This window comes from Streptococcus mitis (assembly GCF_003942995.1).
GTDB lineage: Bacteria > Bacillota > Bacilli > Lactobacillales > Streptococcaceae > Streptococcus > Streptococcus mitis_CV.
In genome coordinates, this window is sequence record NZ_RJOH01000021.1 from 18,958 (window position 1) to 30,941 (window position 11,984).

The 11,984-nt window shown below is 38.7% G+C and carries 10 protein-coding genes and 1 pseudogene; 2 read left to right on the forward strand and 9 right to left on the reverse strand.

Annotated features, from left to right (window positions below; genetic code table 11):
* Positions 1 to 35: 35 nt before the first annotated feature.
* The 8 genes from D8836_RS09610 to dhaK all read right to left on the reverse strand — a co-directional run bounded on the left by D8836_RS09610 (position 36) and on the right by dhaK (position 10,055).
* Entirely contained in the window at positions 36 to 1,304 is a 1,269-nt protein-coding gene (locus D8836_RS09610; protein ID WP_125393860.1) for a dihydroorotase, read from the reverse strand.
* A 12-nt stretch (positions 1,305 to 1,316) separates the two neighbouring features.
* Complete coding sequence (locus D8836_RS09615; RefSeq protein ID WP_001135768.1) at positions 1,317 to 1,781, reverse strand: NUDIX hydrolase; 465 nt, start codon at positions 1,779 to 1,781, stop codon at positions 1,317 to 1,319.
* 9 nt (positions 1,782 to 1,790) lie between these two features.
* Positions 1,791 to 2,444 (reverse strand): uracil-DNA glycosylase, encoded by a 654-nt coding sequence (locus tag D8836_RS09620; RefSeq protein ID WP_125393861.1) that lies wholly within the window; start codon positions 2,442 to 2,444, stop codon positions 1,791 to 1,793.
* 61 nt (positions 2,445 to 2,505) lie between these two features.
* Positions 2,506 to 3,198 (reverse strand): pyrimidine 5'-nucleotidase PynA, encoded by a 693-nt coding sequence (gene pynA / locus D8836_RS09625; protein WP_125393862.1) that lies wholly within the window; start codon positions 3,196 to 3,198, stop codon positions 2,506 to 2,508.
* 199 nt (positions 3,199 to 3,397) lie between these two features.
* Positions 3,398 to 7,501, reverse strand: a complete 4,104-nt coding sequence (locus D8836_RS09630) for a S8 family serine peptidase (RefSeq protein ID WP_125393863.1) — start codon at positions 7,499 to 7,501, stop codon at positions 3,398 to 3,400.
* A 593-nt stretch (positions 7,502 to 8,094) separates the two neighbouring features.
* Positions 8,095 to 8,469, reverse strand: a complete 375-nt coding sequence (gene dhaM, locus D8836_RS09640) for a dihydroxyacetone kinase phosphoryl donor subunit DhaM (protein WP_125393864.1) — start codon at positions 8,467 to 8,469, stop codon at positions 8,095 to 8,097.
* Positions 8,469 to 9,044, reverse strand: coding sequence for a dihydroxyacetone kinase subunit DhaL (gene dhaL / locus D8836_RS09645; RefSeq protein WP_125393865.1), 576 nt, complete (start codon positions 9,042 to 9,044; stop codon positions 8,469 to 8,471). Before dhaL ends, dhaM begins: the two co-directional genes overlap by 1 nt.
* A 21-nt stretch (positions 9,045 to 9,065) precedes the next feature.
* The gene (dhaK, locus tag D8836_RS09650) at positions 9,066 to 10,055 is read right to left on the reverse strand and encodes a dihydroxyacetone kinase subunit DhaK (RefSeq protein WP_125393866.1); all 990 of its coding nucleotides are present in this window, start codon (positions 10,053 to 10,055) and stop codon (positions 9,066 to 9,068) included.
* A 153-nt stretch (positions 10,056 to 10,208) separates the two neighbouring features.
* On the opposite strand from dhaK, the gene dhaS reads away from it, so the two are divergent.
* Positions 10,209 to 10,739 carry a dihydroxyacetone kinase transcriptional activator DhaS gene (dhaS, locus tag D8836_RS09655; RefSeq protein WP_045611536.1) on the forward strand — a complete coding sequence of 177 codons (531 nt, stop codon included), beginning with the start codon at positions 10,209 to 10,211 and terminating at the stop codon, positions 10,737 to 10,739.
* Positions 10,736 to 11,725: a DhaKLM operon coactivator DhaQ gene (gene dhaQ / locus D8836_RS09660; protein WP_125393867.1), complete on the forward strand. Its 990-nt coding sequence runs from the start codon at positions 10,736 to 10,738 to the stop codon at positions 11,723 to 11,725. The genes dhaS and dhaQ overlap by 4 nt, the downstream gene beginning before the upstream one ends.
* A gap of 154 nt (positions 11,726 to 11,879) precedes the next feature.
* Here the strand turns inward: dhaQ and D8836_RS09665 are convergent.
* Positions 11,880 to 11,984, reverse strand: a pseudogene (locus D8836_RS09665) (IS200/IS605 family transposase); the annotation flags it as partial.

The following is an 11,984-nucleotide window of genomic DNA, read 5'->3' on the forward strand; positions in this document are numbered from 1 at the left end:
TCTCTATTCTTTTGGTTTACAGAGCAGACTCCCACCTAGTTTTGATAGACAATTTGTCCCTTACAGATGGTATATTTAACCTGCCCTTTTAAGGTTTCACCGATGAATGGTGAATTAGCTGCTTTCGAAGCAAAATGGGAGTCTACAAGGCGATCAGACTTGGCATCAAAAATAGTAATATCCGCTGGACCATTCTCAGCCAAGTAACCTGCTTCAAAGTTATAAAGCTTGGCTGGGTTGTAGGTCATTTTTTCGAGTAATTCCATCAAGGTCAATTCCCCAGCTTCCACCAAATAAGTCAAACCGAGAGACAGAGAGGTTTCCAAACCAGTCATACCAGATGGCGCTTTGGTAATATCCTCAACATTTTTCTCATCCGCATGGTGAGGCGCGTGGTCTGTCGCGATGACTGTAATGACACCAGATTTGAGACCTTCGATAACAGCACGACGGTCTGATTCCAAGCGAAGTGGCGGATTCATCTTGGCATTGCTTCCTTGTGTCAAAAGGAGCGCTTCGGTCTTAGAGAAATGCTGTGGCGCTACTTCTGCTGTGACTTGTGCTCCCAAACTTTGAGCGAACTCCACCACTTTAACACTCTCTTCCTTAGACAAATGCTGGATGTGAACATGGGCCTTGGTTGCATAGGCAATCATGACATCACGCGCCATCATAGCATACTCAGCCACCCCAGTCGCACCGCAGATATGGAAATGTTCTTTAGCAATGTTTTCATTAAATCCAAGAATCCCGTTCAAACCTGGATCTTCCTCATGAAGACTAATAAAGGTATTGAGTTTTGTGGCTTCTTCCATAGCTTCCTTGACAACTTTACTGCTTTCAAGCGGAATACCGTCATCAGAAAAACCAACCGCACCAGCTTCTAAAAGCGCCTTAAAGTCAGTCAAGTCTTGGCCATTAAAATTCTTAGTAATGGTCGCAACTGTCTTGACATTGATCTTTTCCTTGGCAGCAGATTGGAGAACTTCTTGTAAAGTCTCCACATCTGAAATGGTTGGACTAGTATTAGCCATCATGACAACCGTTGTAAAACCACCTGCAGCGGCTGCTAGGGCACCCGTATGGATATCCTCCTTGTGCGTTTGACCAGGTTCACGGAAATGAACATGGATATCGACCAAACCAGGCGCAACCACAAGACCAGTAGCATCAAGCACCTCTGCTCCTTCTTCCTTGATTTCCGAAGCAATTTTGACAATTTTACCATCTTGGACTAGAACATCACACACTTGGTCTAAACCAGACTTGGGATCCATTACACGACCGTTTTTGATTACTAGCATCAGCTTTCTCCTTTATTCATAAAAATCAACTTGAGTATCCAATAATTTGTCCCCATCATAAACAAACTTGGCTGAAAAGAAGGGTTTGTCCTCTAAAAGCCACTCAACAAAGGTGTGGTCACCTTCCCAAGTTGGCTTGCTCAGAACTTCATCATAGGGAACCCATTCTAAGGTCCCCTCATTGCAGTCGATCAAGTCACCCTCAAACTCTGTCACCTTAAAAACATAGGTGTACCAGTCTAAATCTGGCGTAAATTCAGGAAAAGTGATAACACCTTTTAGAACTGGCTTGGCTTTAAGCCCTGTTTCTTCGAGGATTTCACGCGCCGCGCATTCCTGAGGTGTCTCTCCTCGCTCTAGCTTACCACCCACGCCAATCCATTTCCCTTCATGAACATCATTAGGCTTCTTATTACGGTGAAGCATGAGCAGTTCTTTCCCGTTATCAATGTAGCAAATCGTCGCTAACTGAGGCATATTCTCTCCTTATCTAAGCCAATCGATTGGCTCTTGTCCTGTTTCTGTTAAGAATGCATTAGCCTTGGAAAAAGGCTTGGAACCCCAAAATCCTCTGTAAACCGATAAAGGACTGGGATGGGCTGATTCGATAATCAAGTGGTGAGGATTGGTAACTAAGGCCTTCTTCTTACGTGCATAAGCACCCCAGAGTATAAAGACTACTGGTTTATCTAGATGATTGACCACCTGAATCACAGCATCTGTAAATGGCTCCCATATCTGACCAGCATGACCATTAGCCTGTCCAGCAGGAACAGTCAAGCAAGCATTGAGAAGTAAGACTCCTTGCTCAGCCCAAGCTGTCAAATCATGGGATTTCTTAACTCCGATATCATCTGACAATTCTTTCAAGATATTTTGCAAGGATGGCGGAGCTGGGATAGAGTCAGGAACAGAAAAACTCAAGCCCTGCGCCTGACCTGGTCCGTGATAGGGGTCTTGCCCTAAAATCACCACCTTAACTTCTTCAAGCGGTGTAGTCAAGAGAGCCTGAAAAACCTTTTCCTTAGGTGGATAAACAGTTCCCTGAGAATAGACCTGGTTCATAAACTGATTGATTTTCGCAAAATAACCTTCAGGTAATTGCGCCTTAATCAAAGCATGCCAAGACGAGTGTTCCATAGCCAACTCCTTCGTTTTTACTGCCTCTATTATAGCAAAAAGTGGCTTTCTAAACCACTTTTTACAGTTTATCTAAATAATCCAGCAAGTCTTGGTAAGAATGGACTTCGTAAGTCGGCTGGGCTTGTGTGGGATTTTCGAGGTAATGAGGATTATACCAAATCGTGTCAATCCCCGCGTTATTGCCACCTTGAATGTCGGCGGTTAGAGAATCTCCAACCATCAGCGTCTTTTCTTTGCTAAAGCCAGCAATCTGCTGACCGATTTTTTCATAAAATAGAGCATCAGGTTTTTGTGTTTGCAGCTGTTCAGAGATAAAGACTTGATTGAAATATGGTGCCAGACCCGATTGAGCCAAACGCCCCGTCTGAATGGCAGTAATGCCATTTGTCGCAGCATACAGATCATAATCTCGCTCAATGAGACTGTCTAAGAGTTCATGAGCGCCTGAAAGAGTTTGTCCCTGTTGGGCTAGGTAAAATTGGTAACTCTGGGCTAGAAAACTACCATCTTTTTCCTGTCCAAAGTGAGCAAATAAACGAGAAAAGCGCGTGTTAACCAGCTCTTGTTTACTAATTTTCTTTTGCTCCAAGTCCTTCCAGAGAGCCTTGTTCATAGGAACATAATAGTCCTTATAAGCCTGAATATCCGCAACTCCTTCTTCTTTTAGAAGTTGGGTCAAAGCCACATCCTCAGCAGCATCAAAATCAAGAAGAGTGTGGTCAAGGTCGAAGAGTAGAAATTTATAGGACAATTTGAGAGTTTTCCTTTCTAGGTACTTAATAGATTAGTTTATTTCTTCTTTTTCTTAGTTTTATTCATCAACATACCAACTACAACTGGAGTAACCACACTTCCCTTCGTTGAATTGAGAGGGTGAACATATTATACCAAAAACGAGAAGTCGTCACAAAGTACTGGAAACAATGGCTAAACCATTGAACTTATTCCCTCTATTTACGTGTATAATTTCCGTTAGAATCAAGTTGAATATAGTACGGTTTCATTCTATTACCAGCTAAATCTTCAGCCTCGACCTTTATTTTTTCATTAGCCCAGATGAAGTTTTTGTCCATTCCCAAATCCCATATCTCAGAAGTAATGACACGTCGTTTCAATACTTGTCCTTTGGAGTTTGTGAGTGTCAAGTTAGTTGTTTCGTGAGAATCTAACGACAATTGTAATGATATAGATCCTTGATAATTAGATATTATGTTGATTTTTAAATCTGGAGAAACGGTATCATGGAAAGAAATGCTAATAGGATATATTCTTACTCCATGGAAACCAGGGTTTGTATTAAATTTTCTGACCAGATAGACTAAATAATCTCCCTGCTTTTTAGGAATAAATGAAAATTTACCAAATCCTGTTCTGAATCCATTGTTAATGTCAGATAACTCACTAACAAAAGTGATACCTTCGGGTAAATTAATTACTTTTGCAGAATCCCACGTGTATCCATTAGGAAAATCATCTATCGTTATGACATTTTTATCAGTCAACTTAGGATAGCGAACGGCATCATTCCAATTTAAATGTTTTCTTGGGATAACTTCTACGAAGAAAGGATAAGTGGAGTACCGCTCTGAAGTCTTTCTTCCCCAAATCGTATCCCATTTAAGCTTAATTTTTTGTTCCCCTTTTCCTTCATAAGCTAGTAATTTAGGCAAATTCAGAAAGACTTCTGCGTTGTTAAACTTATCAGGGTGAAAATCAACACCATCAATGGTTTGAACTACTTTCCATTTGTCAGTTGGATAATAGTTTCTAATTGTACCGATAGAGTCAGATTCTCTCATATTTAAAGCTAGCCTAACAGCTTCCTCCGCGTTTGCAATCGGATATTTAAGATTATCATGAATTTCAGAATATCTACCACTGGCGGACCGGATAATAATATTTTTCACTTGTTCTCCTGTTAATTTCGGATTAGCTGACCAAACCAAAGCTGCAATTCCTGACACATAAGGAGCAGCCATGGAAGTGCCTTCTTTTCTTGTGTAGCGACTGTTAATTGACGAGCTATATATTCCTTTTCCGTTTGATTTACCACCAGGAGCCACAACATCAACACGAGCACCAGTATTACTGAATGAAGATAGTTTATAATTTCCATCTACTTTTTCATTATCTATACTTCCGACAACGATAATACGGTTATACACCTCCTGACTAATTTCAGGAGTGGTAGCATTCAAATCGGAATTCCACTGCGAATCAATCCAATTGGAATCAGCACTTTCCCCTTTTTCGTATTCATATCCAAAATCCTTTTTGCTATTTTCTTTATATTTAATGTTATTATCATTTCCAGCGCTTGTCACTATCAAAAAATCTTTTTTCTCTAGTAATTTCTCAAAAAATACCGCCGTATCTCTAGCCGCATCCTTTATAACTTGCTGAGCTTTTGCATTACCTTTGCTAGCTGAATATGTTAAACCCTCATCAGATTGGTAACCACGGCTATAGTTTATAATTTTTGCTCCACCCACAAAAATTTGTCTGTAAAATATAAAATATTCTTCCATAGTTGAAAATTTATTAAATTCGTTTTTCTCAATGCTTAGATACTCAGAAGAAGCTTCTAGGGAATCGTCTAAAATTTTAATATTTGGAGCGACACCGACAATACCAATGCCGTTATCTTTCTTCGCACCTATAATTCCTGCCACATGCATCCCATGCTCTGCATCTCTTATTTTGTCCTTATTCATCTTGCGAAGTTCTTCTATACTCCTTTGATGCTTTTCCAGCGAAACATTCTCCACAATATTTAAATCTTCATGATAGGTCTGAATATAAGGTTCGACAACTCCAACCACTATATTTTTATCAACAATATCACCTTTATTCTCATCTTTAAGTAATTTCCACGCTTGTCTTGCTCGGATGACTTCCAATCCCCAGTTATCTCCAGAAGGATTTTCCTCATCCCAACCATCCATGTCATCACCAAATGGGTCGTTTGGTTTTTCTAATTCTGATTTAGTAGAAGCCTCTACTGCGTGAGTGTGTCCTACTTCCTGTTTTGTAGATACTGCCATATCCGTTTTATCACTTTTTGTATCATACACCTGCACATTGTTGAGCTCAACAGTTCTTATCATTGGATTTTGATGCAAATCTTCCATCAACTTTTTCAGATTTAAGTAAGATTTCACTTGACTGAGTTCAAGCTGGTAGTAATTAGCTTCTATCAAGTGACCTACAATGCTCATTTTGTACTCAGACGCTAAGCGTTCCACTTCTTCCTTAGAGATACCATCTCGTGTTGAAAGGATGATTTGATTATCTACAAATTCAATGCCCGTTTCCGAATCTTTTGCGATATGGTTGGCTTCAAGAGACTTGATATAACTTCCATCACCATCTGCTTTAGGCTTCTCAGTTGGTTTAATTTCTTTTTGTTTATAAGTTCTTGTTTTAATCTGAGTAATTGTGACAACGCCATCAGCAGCTACTTCACGCTTCTTATCAATACTTTCCCGTAGGAATGTATATCCCTCTGTATTCTCAATAGGATGTCCCTCTTCGTCAACAGTTATGACTTTTTCTTGGGTTTGAATCTTTACGTACATATTAGTAACCACAGGAGTTATCACTGTATCACCATTTTCTAAAACGGATTTTTCTTCCAAGTTTTGAGTCTTCTTGAGATAGTAAATATCATTACTCGGATTTGCCCCTATATCTACTCCGTCTTCATTGACATTTACAACTTTTGGAGGATTTGTAATTGTTCTAGGCTGAGATTGTTTTCTTGTTCCTCTTGTTACTACACGATTTACAGGTGGTATGATTTCTTTCACATCTTCTTTTGATGAAACGACCTCCCCATCACGAACGATTTCTGTTACAGTAACGACAGTATAGCCCTCTTTTCCGGCAGTAACTTCGATTTCTGTTCCTTCTGCTAAAGTGTCATCATCTCGGTAAAGAGTTTCAAAGTTAGTGACATCACGTCTAACTTCTCTTATGCGTTGTTCCTCTTTTATTTCTGAAATAACTGTTTCTTCAACTGACGAAGGTTTTGAATCAGGTTTTGGTTGCTCAGGTCTAACTTCTGGTATTTTTTCTTTATCTACATTTTCTTTTGCAGGAAGAACATTTGCTTCTGTATTTGATTGAGGCTTATCTTCATTATCAGAAGAAATGACTTGTTTTGTTCCAACCCTAACTAGCTCATTTATAGGGGCAACTGTTGAGATTATTTCTTCTGAAGAAGATATAGTAACTCCATCTTTTAACACACTCGTTACATTCACTATTTGAATGCCCTGGGTTCCCTCTCGTACTAGTTCTTCCTTCCCAACCTCTAATGTATCATCATAGATTAATTCTTTTGAAAACGGTAGAGATTCTTTTCTCTCCTTAACCACTGTTTCTATTTTTTCCTGCTGAACAGAAATTGAAACAGTAGTTTTATCAACAAAGCTTAATTCAGATTTGTTTTCAGTCTGCAGTGGAGAAACACTTGTACTTGTTTCAGATGTTGATATGACTGGTGCTAGAACAGGCGACGCCTCCCCTTTAATATAGCCGACAAATTCATACCCTGCTATAGAAAGTTGTACTTTTGGAAGTTCTGATCCAACTGAAAGAGTTACTGTCTTACCATAGTTTTCTAAAGTGTGAACTGTAATAGCTGATACAGATGTAGCGGTTAGGGTTGTCCCTAAAATAAGTATTGATGATACTGTCTTTTTATTACGACGACCTACACTTACTGCTACTACAATAAGACCAAGTCCCAATAAACTGACTAGATTAGAGTTATCATTACCCGTTTTTGGCAGACTTTGTTCATTAGCCTGCTTTACAGGTTTATAAACCAAATAATATGTAGCATTCTCTGTCACCTTATCAGGAAGGGATAAAACGATTTGTTCTTTTTCTTGTTCAGATAATTCATCAATGGTTACATACTGATAAGTTATATTTGCTTTCTGTTCATAAGCCGAAACCTCGCCTATCCAAAACAAACCAATACCACAAGATATCAATCCGATAGCTAATTTACGAAAAGAAAATCTTAATTGTCTTTCTTTATCCATGATGTCTCCTTTTAATTGCACTTTTCCACTCTATTATATCAGATTTTTCTCTTTATCTGTAAAAGAGTCACGTTTTCGTTCAAAAATAGTGTTATTTGGATAAAAAACATCCACTCGTGGAAACACTATCCTATACAATTGATAGCTCAAATCGTTCAGAATAGAACAATCCTGACTATCGAATACCCTAACTTCATAAATATCTATGTAATTCTAGACCTAAAATTCCTATAAACTAAATGTTTTCGCACTATTCTAAGCCACTGATTGCCTTAAATTTTAATTTTTAAAGAATTCTAAAGCTAGAATAGTCCCATCACAATCAGTTTTGAATGATGAACAATTTAGAAACTCTATGATTCTACTCCTTTTAAACAAAAAGGGACTGCATAAAGCAATCCTTTTCTGATTTTGAAATCATTTACTTATACTCTTCGAAAATCAAATTCAAACCACGTCAGCTTCACCTTGCCGTACTCAAGTACAGCCTGCGGCTAGCTTCCTAGTTTGCTCTTTAATTTTCATTGAGTATTAAACTTTGATAGTTGAGATAATCAATAGCTCACCTATAAAAAGAGTTATAGTAAAATTCCTTATTTATTAATTTCAATCTCCGACAACTGTGTTTGAATAACTGACAGTTCTGCACCAGCCTGAAGAAGAGCAGCTGCAGTATAGGCACCTTCTACAATTGGAACCCTATTGATGACGATACTTTTATCACTGAAATCAGCCACCATTTCTAAGTTCATTTTAGCAGAACCTAGGTCAAAAAAGGCTAATAAAGTATCTGCTGGATTTTCGGAAACAACCCTATCTACTTGATCAAAACTCGTTCCAATTCCTCCATCTTCGGTTCCTCCTACATAAGTAATCGGAACATCTTTAGCTACTTCACTAATCAGCTCAACAACACCTTCTGCAATGTGTTTGGAATGTGAAACGATAACAAGACCAATACTTCCCATTAAACCACCCCAGTTTCTAAAAGAGCAGTAAAGAGTAATCCTGATGAGAATGATCCAGGATCAATATGTCCAAGAGAACGTTCTCCTACATAAGATGCCCTTCCTTTAGTTGCAAGTAAATCTTTGGTAGCATTCACTACCTTATCAATAACCTCTTGAGTCAACTGGCCATCAGACAAGGCCGCAATAACAGGAGTCCAAACATCAACCATTGTCTTTTCTCCAACTTCTGCTTTCCCACGTTTGACAATCATATCCAAACCACTTTGCAAGATTTCTTCTATTTTCGAATTAGAATCAGCCTTGGCCATGCCCATAAAAGCAGAGCCATACAAGGGACCAGAAGCACCGCCTACCTTACTCAGTAGTTGCATTGAGACAAGTTTAAAAACATCACTGCTGGTCTCAAATTGCTTTCCTTCTAAGTTCTCCATAACTGCAGCCATGCCACGCGCCATATTTCCACCGTGGTCTCCATCTCCTATAGGAGTGTCTAGCTCACTAAGGTAATCTTTCTGTTCTTGAATCTTTTCATTAAAAATCTTCATCCATTCAAGAGCTTGTTCAGCATTCATGCGACATTTCCTCCTTGAGTTTTACCAAGCTGGGGTAGTAACAGGTGCATTTAGAGCATCCAACCATTCATCATCTGCCAATCGAATCAATGTTAATGACAAGCCAGCCATATCAATTGATGTCATATAGTTTCCAATTTTCTTAAACGCCAAGTCAACACCTTTTTCATGGAGTAATTTAGCCACATCATTTGCAAATACATATTGCTCCATAAGAGGAGTGCTTCCTAAACCATTAATGAGAAGGCCATATCGTTCTCCAGCCTTAAGTTGGAAACCTTCAGATAATTTTTCAATCAATTCTGAGGCCAATTGTGCTGAAGGTTGCATTTTCTCTTTCTTATATCCTGGCTCACCGTGGATACCAACTCCATATTCAAATTCATCATCTTCTAGAACAAAACCTGGTTTCCCAACTTCAGGAACGGTTGCTCCAGACAAGGCTAGCCCAATTGTTTTAATTTCTAAGACAAGTTTGTCGGCCAAGTCCTTTATTTCAGATAATGATTTACCAGAACGAGCTGCAGCACCCAAAATTTTATGGACTAATATAGTACCTGCGACACCTCGACGACCTTGGGTATAGAGACTATTTTCAACAGCGATATCATCATCAACCACAACGCTTGCTACATCAATGCCTTCCATTTCGGCAAGTTCTTGTGCAATTTCAAAGTTCATAATGTCACCAGAATAGTTCTTGATGACCATGAAAACTCCAGCACCTTCATCAGCCGCCTTAATGGCTTCTAAAATTTGGTCCGGAGTAGGTGAAGTGAAGACTGCTCCACAAATGGCAGCAGACAACATTCCATCTCCTACAAATCCAGCATGACTTGGTTCATGTCCTGAACCTCCACCTGAAATGAGTCCAACTTTTCCTGTCTTTTCTGCCTTTCTAACGATGACATCAAAACCATCTAAGCGTTCTACCAAGTCATCATGCATGAATGACAATCCCTGCAACATTTCATCAACAACTTGTGTCGGTTCATTTATAATTTTTTTCATGAGAAACTCCTTTCGGCATGTACCTTTGTTTTCGCTTTCATTATATATTTTTTATCGCTGGATGATAAGGGACAGATTCTATTATTTGTCCCCTTTTAAACCCGTTTAAAACATTTTTTTGGTAAAATGAAGTAAGTAAAAGAAAGGTTTCCTATGGCATCATCATTTATTACAAAAAAACGGATTGCCAAGGCATTTAGAGACCTATTAGCTACTAGAGAATTTGACAAAATCTCCATTGTAGATATCATGGAATCAGCTGGCATTCGTAGACAGACCTTTTATAATCACTTTCTTGACAAATATGAACTGCTAGACTGGATATTTGAAAATGACTTAACCGAGTATATCACCAATAACTTGGACTTCATTTCAGGCCAAAAACTATTACAAGAATTATTTCTTTATTTCGAACAAGAGCGTGACTTTTATATTCAACTTTTTGATATTCAAGGACAAAATAACTTCTATGATCACTTTATCAGCTACTGTCGCTTGCTTGTATCAAAAATTTTAAGAGAATACGGTCAGATTGATATCGATTCATCTGCTTATACTTGCTTTTTGTTAGACTATCATTCACATGCTCTAGCAGAAATCGTGAAGGCTTACGTCAATAAAAAAAGTCCAGTTCCACAACCAGACTTTCTAATCATGACAATTATTGGAAAGAGACCACAATGACATTTATTTCAAATCATAAACAGAAAATTATTTCAAGTTACATTTCGGCAACTGTCAGCAGTCATCCTGAATTAGAAAAACACCCTACCTTACCATTAGTCTATCAAAAAAATCGCAATCCTCATCAGGTTCCAATATTGTCGGGTGGAGGTTCCGGTCACGAACCTGCGCATATTGGATATGTGGGAGAAGGAATGCTTACCGCTGCTATCTATGGCCAATTATTTACTCCTCCTACAAGAACTGAAATCTTAGAGTCCATTCGTTTTTTAAACAATGGTCACGGTGTCTTCATCATTGTAAAAAATTTCGAAGCAGACATCAAAGAATTTAGCTGGGCCATTAATACTGCTAGACAAGAAGGAATTAAGGTCGGCTATAGTCTAGCACACGACGATATTTCTATTGAACCTCACAATAGATTTCAAATTAGAGGAAGAGGGCTTGCAGGGACTATTTTACTTCATAAAGTTCTAGGATATGCAGCTCAAAATGGTGCCGACATCGAGCAACTAACTGATTTAGGTCATCAGCTTGCTCCCGAAATCGCAACAATTAGCTTTGCAACGAAATCGGCTAGTCTCCCCCAAGCCACCCGTCCACTATTTAACTTAGAAGAAGGAAATATTTCTTATGGTATTGGGATACATGGCGAAGAAGGCTATCGTATCGTCCCATTCCAATCATCGGAAATCCTTGCAAATGAAATTATAAGTAAATTAAGATTGCACTATCATTGGAAAAAGGGTGATCATTTTATATTGCTTGTAAATAATCTAGGCACTACCAGCAACTTAGAAATGGGCATATTTATCAATGATCTCCTTCAACTCTTAGAAATTGAAGGAGTCGCTATTACTTTTATAAAATCAGGAACATTTATGACCAGTCTAGATATGGCCGGTATATCCGTAACTCTTTGCCCCGTAAAAAATAAACAGTGGTTAGAAGCGCTCAATGCTCCAACGACAGCTTTTGCATGGTAATTTGCTTGTATAATCATGACCACCCGTCAAACGGGTGGTTTGTCCCAGGGCTATAAGCCCAAATTACCAGCCAGCGCCTAAAGACGCTGGCTTTCACTTTGTTCAAGCCTTATTGCTCTTGACTCGTCACTTGCCTCTCAAAGAGGCTTTAGTATTACTTACCACTATCCCTAAAGGGATCCTCATATTCTTTTACACTTAATTTATCTAGTGCTATATCATGCTTTTCCTGTTCTTGAATATATTTCTTAATTGTGGC